This window comes from Pseudomonas sp. Tav-5-1A (assembly GCF_055755055.1).
In genome coordinates this window covers 324,987-348,885 of sequence record NZ_CM146901.1, presented here as the reverse complement: position 1 = coordinate 348,885, position 23,899 = coordinate 324,987, and the positions used below count along the sequence as shown (strand labels likewise).

The 23,899-nt window shown below is 64.7% G+C and carries 22 protein-coding genes; 11 read left to right on the top strand and 11 right to left on the bottom strand.

Annotation, left to right across the window (positions count from 1 at the left end; all coding sequences use genetic code 11):
* Positions 1–82 precede the first annotated feature (82 nt).
* Positions 83–913 carry a 3'(2'),5'-bisphosphate nucleotidase CysQ gene (gene cysQ, locus AC0J42_RS01695; protein ID WP_473005098.1) on the bottom strand — a complete coding sequence of 277 codons (831 nt, stop codon included), beginning with the start codon at positions 911–913 and terminating at the stop codon, positions 83–85.
* Positions 910–1,476 carry an ADP compounds hydrolase NudE gene (gene nudE, locus AC0J42_RS01690; RefSeq protein ID WP_416421942.1) on the bottom strand — a complete coding sequence of 189 codons (567 nt, stop codon included), beginning with the start codon at positions 1,474–1,476 and terminating at the stop codon, positions 910–912. Before nudE ends, cysQ begins: the two co-directional genes overlap by 4 nt.
* Positions 1,477–1,567: 91 nt before the next feature.
* Here nudE and yrfG point away from each other — a divergent pair, with 91 nt between their 5' ends.
* The 3 genes from yrfG (at position 1,568) to AC0J42_RS01675 (ending at position 3,902) form a co-directional block, all read left to right on the top strand.
* Positions 1,568–2,230 carry a GMP/IMP nucleotidase gene (gene yrfG, locus AC0J42_RS01685; RefSeq protein ID WP_473005097.1) on the top strand — a complete coding sequence of 221 codons (663 nt, stop codon included), beginning with the start codon at positions 1,568–1,570 and terminating at the stop codon, positions 2,228–2,230.
* A gap of 188 nt (positions 2,231–2,418) precedes the next feature.
* On the top strand, positions 2,419–3,210 hold the full coding sequence (fdhD, locus tag AC0J42_RS01680; protein ID WP_473005096.1) for a formate dehydrogenase accessory sulfurtransferase FdhD: 792 nt from the start codon (positions 2,419–2,421) through the stop codon (positions 3,208–3,210).
* 230 nt (positions 3,211–3,440) lie between these two features.
* The gene (locus AC0J42_RS01675; RefSeq protein WP_416421939.1) at positions 3,441–3,902 is read left to right on the top strand and encodes a glycine zipper domain-containing protein; all 462 of its coding nucleotides are present in this window, start codon (positions 3,441–3,443) and stop codon (positions 3,900–3,902) included.
* A 93-nt stretch (positions 3,903–3,995) separates the two neighbouring features.
* Here the strand turns inward: AC0J42_RS01675 and AC0J42_RS01670 are convergent, their stop codons facing one another.
* The gene (locus tag AC0J42_RS01670; RefSeq protein ID WP_416421938.1) at positions 3,996–4,424 is read right to left on the bottom strand and encodes an acyl-CoA thioesterase; all 429 of its coding nucleotides are present in this window, start codon (positions 4,422–4,424) and stop codon (positions 3,996–3,998) included.
* Complete coding sequence (locus AC0J42_RS01665) at positions 4,421–5,656, bottom strand: 3-hydroxyacyl-CoA dehydrogenase (RefSeq protein WP_416421937.1); 1,236 nt, start codon at positions 5,654–5,656, stop codon at positions 4,421–4,423. Before AC0J42_RS01665 ends, AC0J42_RS01670 begins: the two co-directional genes overlap by 4 nt.
* Positions 5,657–5,850: 194 nt before the next feature.
* Here AC0J42_RS01665 and AC0J42_RS01660 point away from each other — a divergent pair, with 194 nt between their 5' ends.
* Positions 5,851–6,885 (top strand): S8 family peptidase, encoded by a 1,035-nt coding sequence (locus AC0J42_RS01660; RefSeq protein ID WP_473005095.1) that lies wholly within the window; start codon positions 5,851–5,853, stop codon positions 6,883–6,885.
* A 160-nt stretch (positions 6,886–7,045) separates the two neighbouring features.
* Here the strand turns inward: AC0J42_RS01660 and AC0J42_RS01655 are convergent, their stop codons facing one another.
* Together AC0J42_RS01655 and hslO are read right to left on the bottom strand one after the other, a co-directional pair.
* Complete coding sequence (locus AC0J42_RS01655) at positions 7,046–8,590, bottom strand: phosphoenolpyruvate carboxykinase (RefSeq protein ID WP_416421935.1); 1,545 nt, start codon at positions 8,588–8,590, stop codon at positions 7,046–7,048.
* 179 nt (positions 8,591–8,769) lie between these two features.
* Positions 8,770–9,672 carry an Hsp33 family molecular chaperone HslO gene (gene hslO, locus AC0J42_RS01650; protein WP_416421934.1) on the bottom strand — a complete coding sequence of 301 codons (903 nt, stop codon included), beginning with the start codon at positions 9,670–9,672 and terminating at the stop codon, positions 8,770–8,772.
* A 110-nt stretch (positions 9,673–9,782) separates the two neighbouring features.
* On the opposite strand from hslO, the gene AC0J42_RS01645 reads away from it, so the two are divergent.
* Positions 9,783–10,580 (top strand): phosphatase PAP2 family protein, encoded by a 798-nt coding sequence (locus tag AC0J42_RS01645; protein ID WP_473005094.1) that lies wholly within the window; start codon positions 9,783–9,785, stop codon positions 10,578–10,580.
* On the opposite strand, the gene AC0J42_RS01640 is transcribed toward AC0J42_RS01645, so the two are convergent.
* Positions 10,577–10,975, bottom strand: a complete 399-nt coding sequence (locus AC0J42_RS01640) for an RNA-binding S4 domain-containing protein (RefSeq protein WP_416421932.1) — start codon at positions 10,973–10,975, stop codon at positions 10,577–10,579. The genes AC0J42_RS01645 and AC0J42_RS01640 overlap by 4 nt on opposite strands.
* Before the next feature lie 269 nt (positions 10,976–11,244).
* On the opposite strand from AC0J42_RS01640, the gene rimB reads away from it, so the two are divergent.
* Both rimB and rimK read left to right on the top strand, forming a co-directional pair.
* The gene (gene rimB, locus AC0J42_RS01635) at positions 11,245–11,727 is read left to right on the top strand and encodes a retropepsin-like aspartic endopeptidase RimB (RefSeq protein ID WP_416421931.1); all 483 of its coding nucleotides are present in this window, start codon (positions 11,245–11,247) and stop codon (positions 11,725–11,727) included.
* A complete protein-coding gene (gene rimK / locus AC0J42_RS01630) occupies positions 11,724–12,629 on the top strand; it encodes a 30S ribosomal protein S6--L-glutamate ligase (protein ID WP_008372889.1) in 906 nt (301 codons plus the stop codon). The genes rimB and rimK overlap by 4 nt, the downstream gene beginning before the upstream one ends.
* 185 nt (positions 12,630–12,814) lie before the next feature.
* Here rimK and AC0J42_RS01625 read toward each other — a convergent pair whose 3' ends face one another.
* Positions 12,815–14,128: an ATP-binding protein gene (locus AC0J42_RS01625; protein WP_416421930.1), complete on the bottom strand. Its 1,314-nt coding sequence runs from the start codon at positions 14,126–14,128 to the stop codon at positions 12,815–12,817.
* A gap of 89 nt (positions 14,129–14,217) precedes the next feature.
* Positions 14,218–14,949: an osmolarity response regulator transcription factor OmpR gene (gene ompR, locus AC0J42_RS01620; RefSeq protein WP_416421929.1), complete on the bottom strand. Its 732-nt coding sequence runs from the start codon at positions 14,947–14,949 to the stop codon at positions 14,218–14,220.
* A 240-nt stretch (positions 14,950–15,189) separates the two neighbouring features.
* Between ompR and AC0J42_RS01615 the strand changes: the two genes are divergently transcribed.
* The 3 genes from AC0J42_RS01615 (at position 15,190) to gshA (ending at position 19,677) form a co-directional block, all read left to right on the top strand.
* Positions 15,190–17,511 (top strand): Tex family protein, encoded by a 2,322-nt coding sequence (locus AC0J42_RS01615; RefSeq protein ID WP_473005093.1) that lies wholly within the window; start codon positions 15,190–15,192, stop codon positions 17,509–17,511.
* Positions 17,511–17,894, top strand: coding sequence for a PaaI family thioesterase (locus AC0J42_RS01610; protein ID WP_416421927.1), 384 nt, complete (start codon positions 17,511–17,513; stop codon positions 17,892–17,894). The genes AC0J42_RS01615 and AC0J42_RS01610 overlap by 1 nt, the downstream gene beginning before the upstream one ends.
* Before the next feature lie 199 nt (positions 17,895–18,093).
* Positions 18,094–19,677, top strand: coding sequence for a glutamate--cysteine ligase (gshA, locus tag AC0J42_RS01605; protein WP_473005092.1), 1,584 nt, complete (start codon positions 18,094–18,096; stop codon positions 19,675–19,677).
* 105 nt (positions 19,678–19,782) lie between these two features.
* Here gshA and argA read toward each other — a convergent pair whose 3' ends face one another.
* Positions 19,783–21,084: an amino-acid N-acetyltransferase gene (argA, locus tag AC0J42_RS01600; RefSeq protein ID WP_416421925.1), complete on the bottom strand. Its 1,302-nt coding sequence runs from the start codon at positions 21,082–21,084 to the stop codon at positions 19,783–19,785.
* Between the two features lie 130 nt (positions 21,085–21,214).
* Positions 21,215–22,363, bottom strand: a complete 1,149-nt coding sequence (gene argE, locus AC0J42_RS01595; protein ID WP_473005091.1) for an acetylornithine deacetylase — start codon at positions 22,361–22,363, stop codon at positions 21,215–21,217.
* Between the two features lie 138 nt (positions 22,364–22,501).
* On the opposite strand from argE, the gene AC0J42_RS01590 reads away from it, so the two are divergent.
* A complete protein-coding gene (locus AC0J42_RS01590; protein WP_473005090.1) occupies positions 22,502–23,869 on the top strand; it encodes a CYTH domain-containing protein in 1,368 nt (455 codons plus the stop codon).
* The last annotated feature ends 30 nt before the right edge of the window (positions 23,870–23,899 follow it).

Genomic DNA, 23,899 nt, shown 5'->3' with positions numbered 1-23,899 from the left:
CTTTTGTGGGAGCTGGCTTGCCAGCGAGCTTTTCGGTCTTCAACAGCTCGCTGGCAAGCCAGCTCCCACAGAGGCGTAGCCGCTACGCGACTCTGCAGAGCCGCAACAGCGTCTCACGCCACGGCGCCGCAGCCGGCAACGCCAGGAAAAAGGTATTGAGCAGCGACTCACGCGCAGGATAAGTGAACGGCTGCCCCTCCACATCCAGCACCTCGCCACCCGCGCCTTCCAGCACGCCCTGGGCGGCGGCAGTGTCCCACTGCGACGTCGGCGCCAGGCGCGGGTAGCAGTCGGCGGCGCCTTCGGCCAGCAGGCAGAACTTCAACGAACTGCCGACATTGGCCAGCGCCAGCTCGCCCAGGCTTGCCGCCAGGCCCGTCAGCAGGCGCTCTTGATCAGGGCTGGAATGGCGCCGGCTGGCCACCACGGTAAAGGCTTCACCCGCCGGCGGCTGGGTGCGCACCTGGATCGCCTCGGGCGCTTCACCCGCACGCGCACGCCAGGCGCCCAGGCCGGCGCCGCCGTAGTAACAGCTGCCGTTGGTGGGAGTGGACACCACGCCGAACACCACCCGGCCTTGCTCGACCAGCGCGATATTGACGGTGAACTCCTCGCTGCCGGCGATGAATTCCTTGGTGCCGTCCAGCGGGTCCACCAGCCACCAGCGCGTCCAGCCCTGGCGCTCGGCCAGGGAGATGCCGCAGTCCTCTTCCGACAGGATCGGAATCGAGGCATCCAGCGCGGTCAGCCCGGCGACGATCACATGGTGGGCGGCAAGGTCCGCCGCGGTCACCGGCGATTCGTCAGCCTTGGCAGTCACCGCCACATCGGCGCGCCAGAACGGCAGGATCGCTTCGCCAGCCTGGTGGGCCAGCGCGATGACGCCCGGCAACAGCGGATGAGGATAGGTCATAGGGTAAAGGCTCCACGCTGGATCAGCAGGTCACGGGCCAGGTACAGCGCGGCCAGCGCGCGGCCCTCGGAAAATTGCGGGTGGGTGGCCAGGGTGGACAGCTCGCGCAGGTTGACCTGGTCGACGCGCATGGGCTCGGGCTCGTCGCCCTCCAGGCGTTCTTCATACAGGTCGGTGGCCAGCACCACCTGGATTTTCTGGCTCATGTAGCCGGGCGACAGCGACAGCTCGGTGAGGTGCTCCAACTGGTGCGCGCCAAAGCCGGCTTCTTCCTTGAGCTCGCGGTTGGCTGCGGCCAGCACGTCCTCGCCCGGCTCGATCAGGCCCTTGGGCAGCGACAGCTCGTAGGCGTCGGTGCCACCGCAGTACTCCTCGACCAGCACCGCGTGCTCGGCGTCGACCATGGCCACGATCATCACCGCGCCGTAACCGTTGCCGCGCCCCACCAGGCGCTCATAGGTGCGCTCCACGCCGTTGGCGAACCGCAGCTGCACCTCCTCGACCCGGAACAAACGGCTACTGGCGACTATTTCGCGGGCGAGTACGGTGGGTTTCTGGCGCATGGGGCGGCTCCTTGGCGTGAACGGGTTACTATACCGTGGCTTGGCGCGGCACAGGCCATTCTTGTCCACCCACTGCTTGAGAATCTTTCGTATGCATTCCATAACCTGGCGCGATATCGACACCGTCCTCCTGGACATGGACGGCACCCTGCTGGACCTGCATTACGATAATCACTTCTGGCTGGAGCATTTGCCCCAACGCTACGCCGAGACCCACGGCGTGAGCCGCGCCATGGCGGAACTGGAAATGCGCCCGCTGTTCGAGCGCAACGCCGGCACCCTGAACTGGTACTGCCTGGACTTCTGGAGCAACGAGTTGCGCCTGCCGGTGCGCGAGCTGAAGCTGGAAACGGCCCACCTGATCGCCATGCGCCCTCATGCCGATACGTTCCTGGCCGCCGTGCGCCAGGCCGGCAAGCGCGTCATCCTGATTACCAATGCCCATCGCGACTCGCTGTCGGTGAAGCTTGAGCGCGTGGCGCTGGCGCCGTATTTCGAGCGGCTGATCAGCTCCCATGACTACGGCTTCCCCAAGGAGAGCCAGAACTTCTGGAGCGCCTTGCAGGACGACATCGGCTTCGACCCGGCGCGCAGCCTGTTCATCGACGATACCCTGCCCATCCTGCGCAGCGCCCGCGCCTTTGGCGTCGGTCACCTGTTGGCGGTGCGCGAGCCGGACAGCCGCAAGGGCCACAAGGACACCGAAGAGTTCGCCGCAGTGGACGACTACCGCGAATTGCTGCCGGGATTGTAATCCCGCCGGACGCAGCCTTCGGCAGCTGCTACGGGTTCGGTAACGCCGCCTCCCCCTGTAGCAGCGGCCTCAAGGCCGCGTCAAACGCACCACCATCGACCTCATCGATCACCGGATTGCCCTTAACAATTAGACGCTAAAGCCGCCCAAGCCTAGGCTTTCCCCACACACTCAAGCGGTACGCCTCCATGGACACCCTGCAACCGGCCAGCCTGACCTACAGCTACCAGAGCCTCGACCTGCACGAAACCGCCGACACCGCGCTAGCCGAAGAGGTCGCCCTGGCCATCGCCTACAACGGCATCAGCCAGGCGGTGATGCTGGTCAGCCCCACGGACCTCGAAGACTTCATCGTCGGCTTCAGCATCGGCAGCGGCATCATCAGCTCCGCGGACGACATCTACGACCTCAAGCTCAGTGGTTGCGGCTCGGCGCAGCAGGCCGAGGTGGAGATTTCCAGCCGGGCGTTCTGGAACCTCAAGGACCAGCGCCGCCAACTGGCCGGCACCAGTGGCTGCGGCTTGTGTGGTGTGGAGGCGGTGGAACAGGCGCTGCCTGAACTCAAGGTGTTGGCCGGCGGCGCCCTGCCCCCGGCGCAGTGGCTGGACGGCCTGCGCCAGCGCATCAGCGCATTCCAGCCGCTGGGCCAGCATTGCGGCGCAGTGCACGCGGCGCTGTTCATGAATGCCGAGGGCGAGTTGCTGATGGGCCGCGAGGACATTGGCCGTCACAACGCGCTGGACAAGCTGATCGGCGCCTTGATCCGCCAGCAGGTGGCCACCAGCGGCGGCCTGGCGATTGTCACCAGCCGCTGTAGCCTGGAACTGATCCAGAAGGTGCTGCGGGCGGGCATCCAGACCCTGGTCAGCCTGTCTTCTCCCACTGGCCTGGCGGTGCAGTGGGCGCGCCGGCACAACTTGAACCTGATTCATCTTCCGCAGAAAAGCGGCCCGCGGGTGTACAGCGTTTCGAAGGCTTGAACACTGCGGTATGCTTCAGGAAAGTCATGTAGCAAAACCAACAAAAAAGGCCTTTTCACTGCTGAAAAGGCCTCCCCGAAGTACATATGACCGGCTGAAATTCATAAAGTTTCATCATGAAAACAATGACTTGTTAAATTGTGTACAAGTCGTGTTATTCGTCGGTTTCATGTTGTCAGCTTGCTTACAGAGCCTCAGGATCGCGCCGTCATTCCACTGAGACTTTGTCTATGAAGTACACCTCGATTCTCTTGTTGTCCCTGAGCCTGGTCAGCGGCTTCGCCTCCGCCGGCGGCACTGCAGAAGCAGGTATTGGTGGCGCATTGGGTGGGGTGCTGGGCGCAGCCGTCGGCCAGCAACTGGGTGGCAGCACCGGCGCTGCCATCGGCGCCGGCCTGGGTGGCGCCGGTGGCGCGGCCGTGGGCGCCAACAAGCACAGCCGTGGTCAAGCCGCCATTGGCGGTGGCCTGGGTGCCGCAGGCGGCAACGTGCTGGGCCACAGCATGGGCGGCAGCACTGGCGGCCTGATCGGCGCGGCAGCCGGCGGTGGCGCCGGTGGCGCGCTGGGCAACTACATGGGCAATGAAAGCAACCGCGAGGCCCACAGCCGCGGCTACGACGACCGTCGTCACTACCGTGGCCACGACCGTCGCTGGGACCACCACGACCGTCGCCACTGGCACCGCCGCTAAAACGGCGTCGCCTGAATCGCGACTGAAGTCTGCTCCTACCACGATCAGCGTAGGAGCCGACTTCAGTCGCGATGCAGGCGACGCGGTATTGAGTCAAGCCAGGCGTTGCAGGGCGTCGCGCAGCGCCGGCGGGATCGGCACCGGCTGGTTGCTGGCCCGGTCCACGAACACATGCACGAAACGCCCCGCCGCACAGGCGTCCGCGTCGCCCGCCTTGAACACCGCCAACTCGTACTGCACCGAACTGTTGCCCAGCTTGCCCACGCGCAGGCCGATCTCGATGCGCTCGGGGAAGGCGATGGACGCGAAGTAGTCGCAGGACGAGCTCACCACAAAGCCCACCACCCCGCCGTCGTGAATATCCAGGCCGCCCTGTTCGATCAGGTAGGTGTTCACCGCCGTGTCGAAAAAGCTGTAGTAGGTGACGTTGTTGACGTGCCCGTACACGTCGTTGTCGTGCCAGCGCGTGATGATCGGCTGGAAGTGCCGGTAATCCTCGCGCTGGGGCATTGCTTCATTCATCCGTGGGTCGCCTGTGCAAAAGTACCGCCCTCGCGGGCCAGCCGGCTGATCAGTTCAGCCGGTTGCCAATGCTCGCCGAAACGCCCCTTGAACTCCAGCAGGCGCCGTTCGATCTCGGCCAGGCCCTGCTTGTCGGCCCAGGCCATGGGACCGCCGCCTTCCTTGGGGAAGCCGTAGCCGTTGAGGTACACCAGGTCGATGTCGTGGGCGGACTGGGCGATGCCTTCCTGTAGAATCTTCGCGCCTTCGTTGACCAGCGCCAGCACGCAGCGGTCGACGATTTCCTCGGCGCCGATGGCCCGGCGGTCGTAGCCCATGCCGTGGCTAACGCCTATCACCAGGGCGTCGACCTCGTCGTCGTGCTCGGCCTGGCGGCTGTCCTGCTCGTAGTGGTAGTAGCCATCGCCGCTTTTCTGGCCGAAACGGCCCATTTCACACAGGCGGTTATCGATCTGCACCTCGGGCTCGTTCATGCCCTGGCCAGACAGCTGCCGCGCGCGCCATTCCAGGTCGATGCCGACCACGTCGTACATGCGGAACGGCCCCATGGCGAAGCCGAAGCCCTGCAGCGCCGAGTCCACTTCGAACGGCAGCGAGCCTTCGAGCAGCATCATCCGCGCTTCCTTGGCATAAGGGTGCAACATACGGTTGCCAATGAAACCGTGGCAGTTGCCCGAGACCACGCTGACCTTGCCCATGCGGTCGCCCAGGGCCAGGCCGGCCTGCAGCACCTCGGGCGAGGTCCTGGCGCCGCGCACCACCTCCAGCAGTTTCATGATGTGCGCAGGGCTGAAGAAGTGCAGGCCCAGCACCTGCTCGGGGCGGCTGGTGGCCGAGGCAATGGCGTCGATGTCCAGCGCCGAGGTGTTGCTGGCCAGGATGGCGCCGGGCTTCAGTACGCGGTCCAGCTCGCGGAAGATCTGCTGCTTGAGCTCGAGGTTTTCGTACACCGCCTCGATCACCAGGTCGACGTCGAAGATGGCCGGGTAGTCGGCGACCTTGGCGATGCGCGCCAGGCGCCGCGCCGACTCGGCGGCGTCTATGCGCCCCTGCTCGACATTGTGTGCCCAGGTGTGCCCCACGATCTCCAGCGCCTGGTTGAGCATCTGCGGGTTGCTGTCCATCCATTTCACCTGGATGCCGGCGGCGGCCAGGCACATCACAATGCCTCGGCCCATGGTTCCGGCCCCGATAACGGCGGCGCGCTGGATGTCGTAGGTGCTTTGGCTCATGGCAGATCCTCTGATGAAGGTAGCTGGGCAATCCCCAAACCATAGAACAGCACGGCCCGGTTTTGAACTTTATTCGTGTGATGAGGCTTATTCAGCGGCTGAATTCATCAAACACCCGGAAACAGTACCGCCATGCAACGGCGGGGTGAAATGCCGATAGTGGGTGCCTTGATTTTCTATCCCTGGAGCTTCCCATGCAGGACGCACACCGTCTTCCTCGCCCTCGCGTCACCTTACTGTTTCCCGCCCTGTTGCTGGGCTTCGCCGCCACCGCCGCTGCCGTTGAGCGCAAGGCGTTCGAAACCCCGGAATACGCCGCCCAGCCGGCGCTGGCAGTGGTCAAGGCGTCAGCCCTGTATGCCCGCGGCGGCACTGGCGAGGGGGTGATCGTCGGCCTGATCGACTCGGGCCTGAACCTGGACCTGCCCTCGTTCACCGGGCGCATTGCCGACCCGGGCTACGACTACGTGGCCAAGCAAAGCGGCACCATCGACCGGGTCGGCCATGGCACGCAGATGGCCGGCGTGCTGGCGGCCAACAAGGACGCCCAGGGCATGCACGGCATTGCCTACCGGGCCCAACTGGTGCCCCTGCGCTTCGGCGATGACAACGAGCCGTTCTATTTTGACGAGGAAATCGCCAAGTCCTGGCGCTTCGCCTTCGACAAGGGCGCACGCATCCTCAGCAACTCCTGGGCGAACGCGGTGCCGGCGTCGGAGATTACCGAAGCGCGCTACAAGCAGATCATGGAAGCGTCGCTGCTTGGCGCCCGCGAGTTGGTGGCCAAGGGCGCGGTATTCGTGTTCCCCACGGGCAATGAGCTCAAGCGCGAACCGTTGGCCGAGCCAGGGCTGCCGCTGGCCATGCCAGAGCTGGAGAAAGGCTGGCTGGCCGTGGTGGCGTTGAAGGCCGACGGCACGGCCATCAATGCCAAATCCAATTACTGCGGGGTGGCGCGGGCCTGGTGCATTGCCGTGCCGGGCGGCGATGCCGGCGCAGGGTTGCTGACCACGGGCAAGGACGGCAGGTTCGTCGAGACGGCGGGCACCTCGCCGGCGGTGGCGTTAGTGGCCGGTGCGTTGGCGGGGCTGCAGAGCCGTTATCCGGACAAGAGCCCACAGCAGTTAAGGGACTTGTTGTTGAGCACGGCTAACAAGCGCGGGATCTATGCCAACAGTGAGGCGTATGGGCAGGGGTTGATGGACTTGGATGCGGCTTCGCGACTCTAAACGCCCGTAGCCGCTGCCGACAGGCTGCGCTGGCCCGCACGTCCGCTGAAGTTCTCCTGTGAACATCAGGCCCAGCGCAGCCTGCCGGCAGCGGCTACAAGTCTGTCGTACAGGCATGAAAAAGCCGCCCCGGGGGGCGGCTTTTTAGGTCGGGCAGCTATTACAGCTGTGGACCGGCGGTGCGGATGGCGTCGCTGACGTCGAACTTCTTGAAGTTCTCGATGAACAGCTTGGCCAGGCCTTTGGCTGCTTCGTCGTAAGCGGCCTGGTCAGCCCAGGTGTTGCGTGGGTTCAGCAGTACGGTATCAACGCCCGGTACGGCCTTCGGCACGTCCAGGTTGATGGTGCCCAGGTGCTCGGTCTCGGCACCGATCAGGGCGCCGCTCTGGATGGCCGCGATCACGCCACGAGTGGTCGGGATGTTGAAGCGCTTGCCAACGCCGTAACCACCGCCGGTCCAGCCGGTGTTGACCAGGTAGACCTTGGAGTTGAAGCCACGGATACGCTTGATCAGCAGTTCGGCGTACTCACCAGCCGGGCGCGGGAAGAATGGCGCGCCGAAGCAGGTGGAGAAGGTCGACTTGATGCCGGCGCCCGAGCCCATTTCGGTCGAACCCACCAGCGCGGTGTAGCCCGACAGGAAGTGGTAGGCAGCCTGCTCTTCGCTGAGGATGGACACTGGCGGCAGCACGCCGGTCAGGTCGCAGGTCAGGAAGATAACGGCGTTCGGCTCGCCACCGAGGTTCTTCGGCGCGCGCTTCTCGATCAGCTCGCGTGGGTAGGCGGCGCGGCTGTTCTGGGTCAGGCTGTCATCGGCGTAGTCGGCCTTCTTGGTGACCGGGTCCAGGACCACGTTCTCCAGGACGGCGCCGTGCTGGATGGCTTTCCAGATGACCGGCTCGTTCTTCTCGGACAGGTCGATGCACTTGGCGTAGCAGCCGCCTTCGATGTTGAAGACAACGCCTTCGCCCCAGCCGTGCTCGTCGTCGCCGATCAGGTAGCGGCTTTCGTCAGCCGACAGGGTGGTCTTGCCGGTGCCCGACAGGCCGAAGAACAGGGTTACGTCGCCCTCTTCGCCCATGTTGGCCGCGCAGTGCATTGGCAGTACGTCGGCAGCCGGCAGCAGGAAGTTCTGCACCGAGAACATGGCTTTCTTCATTTCACCGGCGTAGCGCATGCCGGCGATCAGGACTTTCTTGGCCGCGAAATTGATGATCACGGTACCGTCGGAATTGGTGCCGTCACGCTCTGGTTCGCACACGAACCAAGGGGCGTTCATGACCTGCCATTCCTGCTTGGCGCCCGGGTTGTAGTGTTCCGGGTTGATGAACAGGCAACGGCCGAACAGGTTGTGCCAGGCAGTCTCGGTGGTCATCTTGACGGCCAGGTAGTGCGCTTCGTCAGAGCCTACGTGAACGTGGGAGACAAACCGCTCGCGCTCGCCCAGGTAGGCGGCAACGCGGTCCCACAGGGCGTCGAACTTGTCGGCCGGGAACTTGCGGTTGATTGGGCCCCAGGCGATTGCGTCCTGGGTGGAGGATTCTTCAACGATGAAACGGTCAACCGGCGAACGACCGGTACGGTGACCTGTTTTCACGACCAGCGCGCCAGTATCGGCAAGCTCGCCTTCACCGCGCTTCAGGGCTTCTTGTACCAGCTCATCGATGCTCAGATCGGTGTACACGGTGTTATTAGCTTGCGTCATGAGGTTCCCCGTCGGCCCAGGGCCGAGTACTCCAAACGTTTTGTAGTAGAGACAAAAAAACTACTACAGCTCTAAAAGTGGGCCGGATTATGCCAGAAACGTCCGGAAATAGTAGAGGCCTCCTGTCGAAACGGCGGCAACCCGGCGGCACTTACGCGATCTGGTTCTACTTAAACGTTTCAGTGACGGGTATCTGACGGCACTTCAAGACCACCGCCGGCGAAAAGCTGTGTAACTTCAGTGCTATCAAAGAGATAGCGTTGGCTACAAAACTGGCAATCGATCTCGATCACGCCGCCACGCTCGGCCACCAGGGCCTGGGCATCGGCTTCGCCGAGGCTGACCAGCGCGCGGGAAGAACGCTCGCGCGAGCAGCTGCAGCGGAAGCGCAGGGGCTGCACGTCGAACAGGCGCACGGCCTGGTCGTGGTACAGGCGGTGCAGGATGGTCTCGTTGTCCAGGCCCAGCAGTTCCTCGGCGGTGAGGGTGCCGGCCAGCACGGTTGCGTCCTGCCAGCTGGCTTCGCGCTCTTCGGCGTCCTTGAGTTTGTCGGCCGGCAGTTGCTGCAGCAGCATGCCGCGGGCGCGCGAACCGTTGGCGTTGAGCCAGAAGCGCGTGCCCAACTGCTCGGAGATCTTGAAGTAGTTGGTGAAGCATTCCGACAGGTCGGCGCCGTCCAGTTCGACGATGCCCTGGTAGCGCTGGCCCTTGTTTGGGTCTACGGTCATGGCCAGCATGCCGTTGGGCATCAGGTCGGCCAGGGTGGCGCCCGGGTTGATGGCGTCGGCTTCGTAACGCGCCAGGCCGCGGATGTCGCGCTCGCTGGAGCATTCGATCATCAACAGCGGCACCGGGCCTTCGGAACGCGCCTGCAGAATCAGCAGGCCGTCGAACTTCAGGGTACCGACCAGCAACGCAGCGGCAGCCATGAACTCACCCAGCAGTTGGGCAACCGGTTCCGGGTAGGGATGCTTGGCCAGCACTTCGGCGTAGCTGCGCTCAAGCGAAACCATCTCACCACGAATGTCGCATTCGTCGAAGATGAAACGTTGGGTGTAATCGGTATCCGGTGTGTCGTGCATAGGGGTCTGGGTATCTGATAATAGTGACAAGATGTTTACAAGGGCCTATAAAAGCCCGTTTTAGAGCACCAGCCTGGTGCGGATCGCTCTGTCTGACATAGAGGTATCTTATGAACAAACCCGCACTGTTCCAAGCAAGGTGGAACGTACGAGGCCTTCTGCTATGTAATCTAATCGCGTTCGGGCTGATCGGGCTGTGGTTGCTGCCAGCCGGCCACGCGCTATTCACATCTTTCGACGAATGGCTGTTCCACCTGCTCAACCAGCCCCTGGCCGACCACGTGGTGTGGCGTTCGATCTGGGCCGTGTCGAGCATGCGCCCGTTCGACATCATTGTCGGGCTGATCCTGCTGTCGCTGCTGATCCGTGGCAATTGGGTGATCGAGGCCATTCACACCCGCCGGGCCACCCTGGCCTTCGTGTCGATGCTGGTACTGCTGTTGGTGATTCGCGCCCTGTTCGACAAGGTCTGCGACGCCATGGGCTGGCAACATCACAGCCCCTCGCTGGTGCTGAGCGATGCCATCCGCCTGAGCGACCTGTACCCGCACATCGACTCGCACCTGGAGCTCAAGGACGGTTCGAACCAGAGCTTCCCGGGTGACCACGCCTCCGTGCTGCTGATCTGGGGCATGTTCATGAGCATTTTCGCCCGTCGCTTCGGCCAGTACCTGGTGATTTGGGGCCTGGTGCTGCTCTTTTCAATGCCGCGCCTGGTCGCTGGCGCCCACTGGGGCCAGGATGACTACATCGGCGGCGTGGCCATGGCCCTGCTGGCACTGGGCTGGGGCTACTACACGCCGTTCGCCGCTGGTATCTCGGGCTGGCTGCTGCGCGTGACCCAACCGCTGTTCCGCGTGCTGCAGCGCCTGCCGCTGTTCAAGTGCCTGAGCGTGGTCAGCGCCTAGGACTCACTGTGAAACTGATGGAGCTGCCGACGCTGTTTCTTGGTCGGCCGCCCATCGGTGGTCACACCCAGCGAGCCAGCCTTGCGCAGCTGCGCCGCTTCCTCGCGCTTGGCCACGCTCTGTGGCGTCTCTTCATATAGTAGCTGAGCCTCGGGCGCACCCTTGCGCACCACCGACAGCGCCTTCACCACCACGGTCCGCTCGTCGAAGCCGGTCCGCAGCTGGAATTCATCACCTACCCTGGGCTCCTTGCCCGGCTTGCAGCGTTCGCCCCGGCAATGCACCTTGCCACTCTCGATGGCGGCCTTGGCCAAGGCGCGCGTCTTGTAGAACCGCGCCGCCCACAGCCATTTATCCAGACGAACCTTGTCGTCTTCTTCCTGTTTTTGTGCCACAGCAAACCCTCGACTCAGGAATTTAATGGAACTGTACTACCGTGCCTGTCGGATGCAAGGTCAGACGCTATGGGCTTAAAGTCCAGGCTCCGGCAATGGATCGCCAACAGGACCGTGCAGATGAACGAAATCTTCAGCTTGCCACTCAATATCTATCGCCATTTGCGCCGGTTTCTGCGTGAATACCGCGCTTTGCGAGACGGGTCGTTCCGCGGCCGCCCCACGGCGGCTATGCTGCGATCAGAAACCTTTTACCCTCGGTTGCCCCATTGAAGACATTTGATCATTTGACCGTTATCGGCCTGCGCGAGTGGGTGGCGCTTCCCGACCTGGGAGTCGCCGGCCTGCGCGCCAAGATCGATACCGGTGCCAGCACCTCCAGCCTGCACGCCACGGAGATAGAACCGTTCGAGCGTGATGGCGAGCAATGGGTGCGCTTCAACGCGCACCTGGGCTCGGTGGTGCAACTGCGTCACCGGCGCTGCGAGGCGCCGCTGGTGGCGATGAAGACCATCAAAAGCTCCAACGGCCACGCCCAGACCCGCTACGTCATCCGCACCACCCTGGCGCTGGGCGATCGGATCTGGCAGGTCGAGTTCACCCTGGCCTGCCGCAAGGCCATGCGCTACCGCCTGCTGTTGGGCTCCAAGGCCCTGGTGCATGGCCAGTTGGTGGTCAACCCAGGCGTTACCTACGTTCAAGACAAGCCGGCTTTTCCGGCCTCTACTACCTCTTCCACAGGTGTTGCATGAAGATCGCTGTGCTGTCGCGGAACCCGCGTCTGTATTCCACCCGCCGCCTGGTTGAAGCCGGGGTCGCGCGCGGGCACGAAATGGTAGTGATCGACACCCTGCGCGCCTACATGAACATCGCCAGCCACAAGCCGCAGATCCACTACCGCGGCAAACCGCTGGAAGGCTTCGATGCGGTGATCCCGCGCATCGGTGCCTCGGTGACTTTCTACGGCTGCGCGGTGTTGCGCCAGTTCGAAATGATGGGCGTGTTCCCGCTGAACGAATCGGTGGCCATCGCCCGCTCCCGGGACAAGCTGCGCTCGCTGCAGCTGCTGTCACGCCGCGGCATTGGCCTGCCGGTGACCGGCTTCGCCCACTCCCCTGACGACATTCCCGACCTGATCCAGATGGTCAACGGCGCCCCGCTGGTGATCAAGGTGCTGGAAGGCACCCAGGGCATCGGCGTGGTGCTGTGTGAGACCACCAAGGCGGCCGAGTCGGTGATCGAGGCCTTCATGGGCCTTAAGCAGAACATCATGGTGCAGGAGTACATCAAGGAAGCCGGCGGCGCCGACATTCGCTGCTTCGTGGTGGGCGACAAGGTGATTGCCTCGATGAAACGCCAGGCCAAGCCCGGTGAGTTCCGCTCCAACCTGCACCGCGGCGGCAGCGCCAGCCTGATCAAGATCACCCCCGAGGAGCGCATGACCGCCATCCGCGCCGCCAAGGTCATGGGCCTGAGCGTGGCGGGCGTGGACATCCTGCGCTCCAACCACGGGCCGCTGGTGATGGAGGTGAACTCTTCGCCAGGCCTTGAGGGTATCGAGGTGACCACCGGCAAGGACGTGGCCGGGATGATCATCGAGCACCTGGAAAAGAACGGCGGGCCGAACCTTACGCGTACCAAGGGTAAGGGCTGACCGTATATCCTCGGACGCAGCCTTCGGCAGCTGCTACGCGAATGCGGATACCCCATCGCGTCGCCTGCATCGCGGCCAAGGCCGGCTCCTACCACGAACAGTGTAGGAGCCGACTTTAGTCGCGATGCGTGGGGTGGTGTGCGCTTCCCGTAGCAGCGGCCGCAGGCCGCGTCCGAGCGCCGAAGTCAGACCGCGTCGCGGGGCAGCATCAGCCCTAGCGGCAGCCGCACCCGCGCTTCCAGGCCGCCGCCCGAGCGGTTGCGCAGCTCCACGTTGCCGCCATGCATGGCGGCAATGCGCTTGACGATTGCCAGGCCCAGGCCAGTGCCCTTGCCGCTGCGGGCGCGGTCACCGCGAATGAACGGGTCGAAGATGCTCGCCAGTTCGTCCTCGGGAATGCCCGTGCCACGGTCCAGCACGCTCAACACCACGTACGGCGCGCTGTTGTCGCCCGACACGTAGGCTGCCACTTCCACGCCATCGCCCGCATGATGCAGCGCATTGCCGATCAGGTTGGTGAGCAGGCGTTTCATGGAAATACGCCGCAACGGGAACGGCGGGATCGGTTCCAGGCACAGGCGCACGCGCTCCTGCGGCTGGTTGAACGGCGCCACGGTCTCTTCCACCAGCTGCGCCAGGTCGACCTCGACGATGGCTTCATCGCGCCCATCGCGAATAAACGCCAGGAACTGGTCGAGAATGGCGTCCATGTCCTCGATATCGCGCTGCATGTCGGCGGCCAGGTCGCTGGACGGGTCCATGAACTCGGTGGACAGGCGCAAGCGGGTCAGGGGCGTGCGCAGGTCGTGGGACACCCCGGCCAGCATCAGTTCGCGCTCGCGCCCGGCCTGTTCCACGTCCTCGGCCATCTGGTTGAACGCGCGGTAGACCTCGGTCATCTCGCTGGGGGTATCGCTGATCGGCAGGCGCACGCTGCGGCCCTGGCCCAGCTGGCGCGCCGCGAACACCAGGCGCTTGAGCGGCTGGCTGAGCTGGCGCACGAAGATCCACGCCGACGCGGTGGACAGCAGGCCGATAGCCAGGAACCAGCCCAACACGCTCCAGATTTTCTGCCCACGCAGCGGGTGCGGGTACAACGGCACCTTCAACCAGCCCGCGCCCAGGCTGGGCGCGCGTACCCACAGTGCCGGCGGCGCATGCACGCGCAGGCGTACCTCGGTGTCGGCGCCCAGCTCGGCCTGCATCTGGCGCTGGTAGATCTCGCTGTAGGGCCAATGCTGTTCGCCTTCGGGCACCCCACCACCCACCACGCGGATCAGGCCGGCGGCATCGGCGATGCGCTCGCGGTCGTCTTCATCGGCCGCCCAATAGGCGCGCAGCGTAAGCGCCACGCCGTGGCTGTACTGGCGGTCCACCAGCACGTCCTCGTTCATCAGCAGATAAACCAGGGTAAGCGCCTTGGAGAACAGCACGACAGCCAGCACCAACCACAACGTGCGGGCAAAGAAACTCTGGGGGAACCAAACGGGGGTCTTCATATACAGCAGCCATAAAACTTGCAGGAACGAGCACCGCTCGCACTGATTGCGGATGGCGAGCCCTTAGGGCCCGCTCCTACAAATGCCCGTCACTTGCTCTTGCCGTCCGGCACGAAGACGTAGCCCACGCCCCAGACGGTCTGGATATAGCGCGGCTTGGATGGGTCGGGCTCGATCATGCGCCGCAGGCGCGAGATCTGCACGTCGATAGAACGCTCCAGGGCGTCCCACTCGCGGCCGCGGGCCAGGTTCATCAGCTTGTCGCGGGTCAGCGGCTCGCGGGCGTGCATGACCAGCGCCTTGAGCACGGCGAACTCGCCGGTGGTGAGCATGTTCACCTGGTCGCCGCGCTTGAGTTCGCGGGTGGCCAGCGACAGCGAATAGTCGCCGAAGGTGACCACTTCGTCCTCGCTGGCGGGCGCGCCAGGCACCGGGGCCACGCGGCGGAACAGCACGGCCTTGATGCGGGCAACCAGTTCACGCGGGTTGAACGGCTTGCCCAGGTAGTCGTCGCAGTGCTCCAGGCCGGCGATGCGGTCCTGGTCGTCACCCTTGGCGGTGAGCATGATCACCGGGATCGGGTTGACCTTCTCGCGGCGCAGGCGCGCGGCGGCCGTGAGGCCATCCTCACCAGGCAGCATCAGGTCCATGACCACCAGGTTATAGGACTCACGGGCCAGCAGCCGGTCCATTTCCTTGGTGTCGCCCACGGCGCGGACGTTGAAGTCGGTGTTTTCGGTGAGGAAGCGCACCAGCCGATCCCGGATGACCTGATCGTCGTCAACAATCAGAATCTTTGGTGCTTGTGCAGTACTGCTCATGGCTTACTCCTGTGATCTCGGCACGTATTATGGCGCAGGTGCCGAATCAGTGTGCTGTGTGCATTGTTAGCAGATTTTACCTGGGTTGCCATTACAGACGCGCCGACAGGTGATTTTGCCAGCATCCCCCAAGCCGGCATCGCTGGTTATAATGCGCCCCTTTTATGCCGGGCGCGCCCGGCAGTCCTGTTCGCCAGCCCCGGCCGGCGGCTCTGCATTCACAATTGCTCAGGTGGTCTCATGGACAGCATCAACAGCCGCATCGCCGCAGAACTCGGCGTACGCCCGCAACAGGTCGAAGCGGCCGTGGCACTTCTGGATGAAGGCTCGACGGTGCCTTTTATCGCCCGCTACCGTAAAGAAGTGACCGGCAGCCTGGACGACACCCAACTGCGTAACCTGGAAGAGCGCCTGCGCTACCTGCGCGAACTCGACGATCGCCGCGCCAGCATCCTGGCCAGCATCGAGGAACAAGGCAAGCTGACCCCCGAACTGGCCCGCGACATCAACCTGGCCGACACCAAGACCCGCCTCGAAGACCTGTACCTGCCGTATAAGCAGAAGCGCCGCACCAAGGGCCAGATCGCCCTGGAAGCCGGCCTTGGCGAACTGGCCGATGGCCTGCTGGCCGACCCGATGCTGGCCCCGGAAACCGAGGCCGCGCGCTTCGTCAACGCCGAAAAAGGCGTGGCCGACACCAAGGCGGCCCTGGAAGGCGCCAAGTACATCCTGATGGAGCGCTTCGCCGAAGACGCCCGCCTGCTGGACAAGCTGCGCAACTTCCTCAAGCAGGAAGCCACCCTCAGCGCCCGCGTGGTGGCCGGCAAGGAAGAGGAAGGCGCCAAGTTCCGCGACTACTTCGAACACGACGAGCCGCTCAAGAGCATGCCGTCGCACCGCGCCCTGGCCATTTTCCGTGGCCGCAACGAGGGCGTGCTCAGCTCCACCCTGAAGGTGGGCGAGGAGCTGCCGGGCACCCTGCACCCGTGCGAGATGATGATCGGCGAGCATTTCGAGCTGAAAAACCAGAACCGCCCTGCCGACAAGTGGCTGGGCGAGGTGGTGCGCTGGACCTGGAAGGTCAAGCTGTACACCCACCTGGAGACCGACCTGTTCGGCGAGCTGCGCGATGGCGCCGAGGCCGAGGCCATCAACGTCTTCGCCCACAACCTGCACGACCTGCTGCTGGCCGCGCCGGCCGGCCCGCGCGCCACCCTGGGCCTGGACCCGGGCCTGCGCACCGGCTGCAAGGTCGCCGTGGTCGATGCCACCGGCAAGCTGCTGGACACCGCCACCGTGTACCCGCACGTGCCGCACAACAAGTGGGACCAGACCCTCGCCGTGCTGGCCGCCCTGTGCGCCAAGCACTCGGTGGACCTGATTGCCATCGGCAACGGCACCGCCAGCCGCGAGACCGACAAGCTGGCCGCAGAACTGATCAAAAAGTACCCTGGCCTGAAAATGACCAAGGTCATGGTTTCCGAAGCCGGCGCTTCGGTGTACTCGGCCTCGGAACTGGCCGCCAAGGAATTCCCCGACCTCGACGTGTCCATCCGTGGCGCCGTGTCCATTGCCCGCCGCCTGCAGGACCCGCTGGCCGAGCTGGTGAAGATCGACCCGAAATCCATCGGCGTCGGCCAGTACCAGCATGACGTCTCGCAGCTGAAACTGGCGCGTGGCCTGGATGCCGTGGTCGAGGACTGCGTGAACGCCGTGGGCGTGGACGTCAACACCGCCTCGGTGGCGCTGCTGGCGCGCATCTCGGGCCTCAACAGCACCCTGGCGCAGAACATCGTTGCCCACCGCGACGAGCACGGCGCCTTCAAGACACGCGCCGCGCTGAAGAAAGTCAGCCGCCTGGGCGAGAAAACCTTCGAGCAGGCCGCAGGCTTCCTGCGCGTGATGAACGGCGACAACCCGCTGGACGCCTCGGCGGTCCACCCCGAAGCCTACCCGCTGGTGCAGCGCATCGCCGCCGAGACCGACCGCGACATCCGCTCGCTGATCGGCGACAGCGGCTTCCTCAAGCGCCTGGACCCGAAGAAGTTCACCGATGAAACCTTCGGCCTGCCCACCGTCACCGACATCCTCCAGGAACTGGACAAGCCGGGCCGCGACCCGCGCCCCGAGTTCAAGACCGCCGAGTTCCAGGAAGGCGTGGAAGACCTGAAGGACCTGCAGCCGGGCATGATCCTCGAAGGCGTGGTGACCAACGTGACCAACTTCGGTGCCTTCGTCGATATCGGCGTGCACCAGGACGGCCTGGTGCACATCTCGGCGCTGTCCGAGAAGTTCATCAAGGACCCGCGCGAAGCGGTGAAGGCCGGCGACGTGGTCAAGGTCAAGGTCATGGAAGTCGACATTCCCCGCAAGCGCGTGGGCCTGTCGATGCGCATGAGCGACACCCCGGGCGAGAAAGTCGACGGTGCCCGCGGCAGCCGCCCGGGCGCGGCGCCACGCCAGCAAGGCGCGCCTGCACGTGCGAAAGAGCCTGCGGCAGCCCCGGCCAACAACGCCATGGCCTCGCTGTTCGCCAACGCCAAGCAGCTGAAGAAACGCTGATGGACATCCCTGAAGCGCTGGTCCACAGCGCCTTCAGCCAGCTGCTGGGGTGCCGCCTGCACAGCCTTGAAAAAGGCGAGGCGCAGGTGGCCCTGGCGCTGGAGCCGCACCTGCGCAACCGCGGCCAGGTGATGCATGGCGGCGCGCTGTTCAGCCTGGTGGACATCACCATGGGCCTGGCGTGCTCCAGCCATCACGGCTTCGACCAGCAGAGCGTGACGCTGGAATGCAAGATCAACTACATGCGCCCGGTGGCCGAGGGCGAGGTGCTGTGCGTCGCCCGCATCGTCCACGGCGGCCGTCGCACCCTGGTGGTCGACGCCGAAGTGCTTCAGGGCGACAAACTGATGGCAAAAGCGCAGGGGACCTTCGTGGTTCTCTAGCGGTTTGTATCCTGAATGGGTTAATTTCGGCACTGCGTATGCGGTGCCGGAATCGACTCGCTGGATACAAATGGAACGTCAGGCGAAAAATCTGACACCAATAACTGTACCAGGCGACAACGCCGGTTCCTTTCGTCACCCTTGTAGACCGTCAACTCTACCCCCATATTGGGGCGACTGACGCGTGAAGGAATCCAACTTGAGCGAAATTCTCAACCGCCGCCTGCGCCTTCTGCGCGAGCGTGCCAACCTGACCCTGCTTGAGCATTGCCTGCACGGCATCGAGCGCGAATGCCTGCGCGTCACTGCCCAGGGCCGTCTGGCACAGACGCCGCACCCCGAGGCCCTGGGCGCTGCCCTGACCAACGAGCAGATCACCACGGACTACTCCGAGTCGCTGCTGGAGTTCATTACCCCAGCCCTGGCCGACCCGGCGCAGACCCTGCAAAGCCTGGAGAAAATCCACCGCTTCGCCTATTCCAAGCTGGGCAACGAGTTCCTCTGGAGCCCTTCGATGCCCTGCCCGCTGCCGGCCGAGGAAGACATTCCGATCGCCTACTACGGCACCTCGAACATCGGCCAGCTCAAGTACGTCTACCGCCAGGGCCTGGCCCTGCGCTACGGCCGCACCATGCAGTGCATCGCCGGCATCCACTACAACTTCTCGCTGCCCGAGCAGCTGTGGCCCCTGCTGCGCGAAGCCGAAGGCGCCGTTGAAAGCGACCGCGACTACCAGTCCTCGGCCTACATCGCGCTGATCCGCAACTTCCGCCGCTACAGCTGGCTGCTGATGTACCTGTTCGGTGCCTCGCCGGCCCTGGACGCCGGTTTCCTGCGTGGCCGCGGCCACCAGTTGGAACAGCTGGACGCCGACACCCTGTACCTGCCGTACGCCACCAGCCTGCGCATGAGCGACCTGGGCTACCAGAGCAATGCCCAGGCCGGCCTGACGCCGTGCTACAACGACCTGGCCAGCTACACCGACAGCCTGCGCAAGGCCGTGGCCACGCCGTACGCGCCGTACGTGGAGATCGGCACCCACAAGGATGGCGAGTGGGTGCAGTTGAACACCAACATCCTGCAGATCGAGAACGAGTACTACTCCAACATCCGCCCCAAGCGCGTGACCTACACCGGCGAACGGCCGATCCAGGCGCTGATGGCCCGCGGCGTGCAATACGTGGAAGTGCGCTGCCTGGACATCAACCCGTTCCTGCCGACCGGCATCGACCTGCCCGAGGCGCGCTTCCTCGATGCGTTCCTGCTGTACTGCGCCCTGCAAGAGAGCCCGCTGCTGGAAAGCAACGAATGCGGCGGCGCCACCAACAACTTCCTCAGCGTGGTCAAGGAAGGCCGCAAGCCAGGCCTGCAGCTGGTACGTGACGGCCAGCCGGTGGAGCTCAAGCAATGGGCCGCCGAGCTGCTGGACCAGATCGCGCCGCTGGCGGAACTGCTGGACGAGAGCCACGGCAGCGACGAACACGCCAAGGCCCTGGCCGCCCAGCGCGCCAAGGTCAGCGACCCATCGCTGACGCCGTCGGCGCAGGTGCTGGCGAGCATGGCCGAGCACAAGGAAAGCTTCGCGCAGTTCTCCCTGCGCCAGAGCCAGGTGCACGCGGAATTCTTCCGCAGCCAGGCCTTGAGCGTGGAAGAGCAGGCGAAGTTCGAGGATATGGCGCGCAAGTCCATCGCCCAGCAGGCGGAGCTGGAGCAGACCGAGGTGGGGGATTTCGACACCTTCGTGGGCTCGTACCAGGCGAGCATCCTGGGTATCAGCAACTGACCCCGTAGCCGCTGCCGCAGGCTGCGCTGGCCCCATGCCTCACTGGAGATGTTCAGTGTACATAATGGCCAGCGCAGCCTTCGGCAGCGGCTACAGGTTTTGTGGTTACAGGGCTTTCTCGAATATCTTCGAATTACGCTGGTAGTTGTACAGCGACGCCCGCGCCGCCGGCAGGCGCTCCACGCCGCTAGGCTCGAAGCCACGCTCGCGGAACCAGTGGGCGGTGCGGGTCGTCAGCACGAACAAGGTCTTCAGGCCCATCTCCCGCGCACGGTGCTCGATGCGCTCCAGCAACTCGTCGCCACGGCCGCCATGGCGGTATTCGGGGTTGACCGCCAGGCACGCCAGCTCGCCGGCTTCGGAGTCGGCGATGGGGTACAGCGCCGCACAGGCGATGATCATCCCTTCGCGCGCCACCACGCTGAACTGCTCGATCTCACGCTCCAGCACCTCGCGGGAACGGCGTACCAGGATGCCCTGTTCTTCCAGCGGGCTGATCAGGTCCAGCAGGCCACCAACGTCTTCAATCGCCGCTTCGCGCACCTGCTCGAACTGCTCCTGGGCCACCAGGGTGCCGCCACCGTCGCGGGTGAACAGCTCGGTGAGCAGCGCGCCGTTCTCGGCATAGCTGACGATATGGCTGCGACCCACGCCGCCCTTGCACGCCTGGGCGGCGGCATCGAGCAGTTCGGCCTGGTAGTTTTCCATGCCCAGGCGCTCCAGGTGCGCGGGCACCTGCTGTGGGCGCAGCTCACGCACCAGCTTGCCATTGGCGTCGATCAGGCCGCGATCAGCGCCGAACAGCAGCAGCTTGTCGGCACCCAGCTCGATGGCGGCACTCATGGCCACGTCTTCGCAGGCAATGTTGAACACCTCGCCGGTGGGCGAGTAACCCAACGGCGGCAGCAGCACGATGGAGCGCTCGTCCAGCAGGCGGTTGATGCCCTTGCGGTCGACGCGGCGCACTTCGCCGGTGTGGTGGTAGTCGATGCCCTCGACCACGCCGATCGGGCGGCCGGTGACCAGGTTGCCGCCGGCCACGCGCAGGCGGGCGCCTTGCATGGGCGAGGAAGCCATGTCCATGGACAGGCGCGCCTCGATGGCGATGCGCAGCGCGCCCACGGCGTCGACCACGCATTCCAGCGTGGCCGCGTCGGTGATGCGCAGGCCGCGGTGGTAGTGCGGGGTCAGGCCACGGGCGGCCAGGCGGCTTTCAATTTGCGGGCGCGAGCCGTACACCAGCACCAGGCGCACGCCCAGGCTGTGCAGCAGCACCAGGTCATGGACGATGTTGCCGAAGTTGGGATGGTCGATGCCATCGCCGGGCAGCATCACCACGAAGGTGCAGTCGCGGTGGGCGTTGATGTAGGGAGACGCGTGACGGAGCCAATTGACGTATTCGGGCATAACTTCAAAAGCCTGTGGAAGAGTGGACGAGCAACGTGGGAACGCACAGCTGGCTGCTGGTTATCGTCGTAACAGGCTTGGCAACACGCGGGCTCTCCTCTCTTGCAATACGAATGGGCACAGCAGCCGTTTAGGCCGGCTGCAGGCAGTAATGTTCAATCAACTGACGTAGTAGACGCACTGTGGGCTCAAGACGTGACATTTCCAGGAATTCTCCCGGCTGGTGCGCGCAGGCGATGTCGCCGGGCCCCAGAATCAGGGTCTCGCAGCCCAGGCGCTGAAGATAAGGCGCTTCGGTGCCGAATGCCACCGCTTCCGCCCGGTGGCCGGTCAGGCGCTCGGCCACCCGCACCAGTTCGCTGTCGGCAGCCTGCTCGAAGGGCGGCACTTCGCTGAACAGCGGCGCGTAGTCGATCTTCACCTGGTGCAGCTCGGCCAGGGGCTCGAGCTTCTGACGAATGGCGGCGCGCAGCACTTTGGGGTCCATGCCCGGCAGCGGTCGCAGGTCGAATTCCAGCGAGCACTGGCCGCAGATGCGGTTGGGGTTGTCGCCGCCATGAATGCAGCCGAAGTTCAGGGTAGGCTGCGGCACGCTGAACTGCGGGTTGTTGTATTCCACCTGCCACTGCTTGCGCAGGCCCATCAGTTCGCTGATGGCGCCGTGCATGGCTTCCATCGCGCTGTGGCCCAGGCTGGGGTCGGAGGAATGGCCGCTGCGGCCGAGAATGTCGATGCGCTCCATCATCACGCCCTTGTGCAGGCGGATCGGCTTGAGCCCGGTAGGCTCGCCGATCACCGCCGCGCGGCCCAGGGGCCAGCCGGCGGCGGCCAGGGCCTTGGCGCCGGCCATGGAGCTTTCCTCGTCGCAGGTGGCGAGGATCAGCAGCGGCTGCTTGAAGTCATGGGCCAGCAGCGGCAGCACCGCCTCGATGATCAGCGCGAAGAAGCCCTTCATGTCGCAGCTGCCCAGGCCTACCCAGCGGCCATCCACTTCGGTGAGCTTGAGCGGGTCGGTCTGCCAGAGTTTTTCGTCGTAGGGCACGGTGTCGCTGTGGCCCGACAGCACCAAGCCGCCAGGGCCGGTGCCACGGCTGGCCAGCAGGTTGAACTTGCCCGGCGACACCTCGCGGATGTCACAGGCGAAACCCAGGTCGCCCAGCCAACTGGCCAGCAGGTCGATCACCGGCTTGTTCGACTGGTCGAGGCTGGCCTGGGTGCAGCTCACGGAGGGCGCGGCAATCAGCGCGGCGAACTGCTCTTTGAACGATGGCAACGGCATGGGCTTTCTCCAGGTTCCGAGCCCCATCATAGAGCCATTGAGCACCGAGAATAAACCGCCGGGATGCTAGTCCTGTACACTGCACGGCCTTAGCAGTCATCTGCGCTCCTATCAGAACAGCGCCTGGATTCTCCCGCCATGCAAAAAGAAACCGAAATCAAACTGCGCGTCAGCCCCGAAACCCTGGCTGAACTGCGCGAACACCCGTTGCTGAAAAAGCGCAACAAGAGTGGCTGGGAACGCCGTGAGCTGTTCAATCAGTATTTCGACACCCCCACCGGCGAGCTGGCCGGCGCCAAGGTTGCCCTGCGCCTGCGCAAGGACGGCGATGAAATCATCCAGACCCTGAAAACCCGCGGCCAGAGCGTTGCCGGCCTGTCCGAGCGCAACGAGTACAACTGGGACCTGGCCAAGGCCAAGCTGGACCTGAAGAAACTGGACGGCGAATGCTGGCCGGAAGAACTCGCCGAGCTGGACAAGAAAACCATCAAGCCGGTGTTCACCACCGACTTCGTCCGCGAACGCGCGGAAATCGCTTGGGGCCGCGGCAAGGCCAAGGTGGTGATCGAGGCGGCCCTGGACCTGGGCAAGGTCATCGTCGGCAAGCAGTCCGAAGAGATCTGCGAGCTGGAGCTGGAGCTGCGCGAAGGCGAGCCGGCCGCCCTGCTGGAACTGGCCGCGGAACTGGCCATCAAGCTGCCGCTGATGCCTTGCGACATCAGCAAGGCCGAGCGCGGCTACCGCCTGGCCGAGCCGGGCAGCTACGCCCTGAGCCTGCCGGCGCCAGAGCTGAACGCCGAAATGAGCCTGGACGACGCGTTCACCGCCCTGGCCTGGCACCTGCTGGGCAGCAGCCAGCGCCTGGCCGAGCAGTACCGCTTCAACGGCCACTGGCGCCTGCTGCAGGACTGGGTGGCGCAACTGATCGAACTGCGCGCCCTGGCCGGTAGCCTCGGCCAGGCTGCCCCGCGCAGCACCACCCACGAGCTGCGTGTGAGCCTGGACGCCCTGCTGGAAGACTGGCGCCCGCTGGTGCAGGCCGGCCAGGAAGACGAGGACGTGCGCCAGGCCGCCCCAGAGCAGTTCATCGAAGAGCTGCAGGACACCCGCTGGGGCCTGTTCTCGCTGAACACCTCGCGCTGGCTGATGGCCCGCGCCTGGACCGTGGAGCGCAACAACCGCGGCAACCGCCAGGGCGCCGCGCAGCTGATCAACTGGCTGAGCCACTTCCTCGCCGAAGAAGCCGCCGCGTTGCAACTGGGCCGCTACCAGCAACAGCCTGAAGACCTGGCCGAGCAGCTGCCGCGCATCGAGCGCATCCAGGCCTGGCTGCACCACGCGCGCAACGTGCTGGACCTGCCGGAAGTGGACCGCCTGTACGGTGAGCTGAACAAGCTGCACCAACTGGCCGACACCGACATCAGCGACGAAGTGCTGGAAGCACGCGTGCACCAGGCGCTGACCGTCACCCAGTGCCGCGCCTGGAAGCAGATCCTGCGCAAATAACCCGTAGCAGCGGCCCAAAGGCCGCGTCAC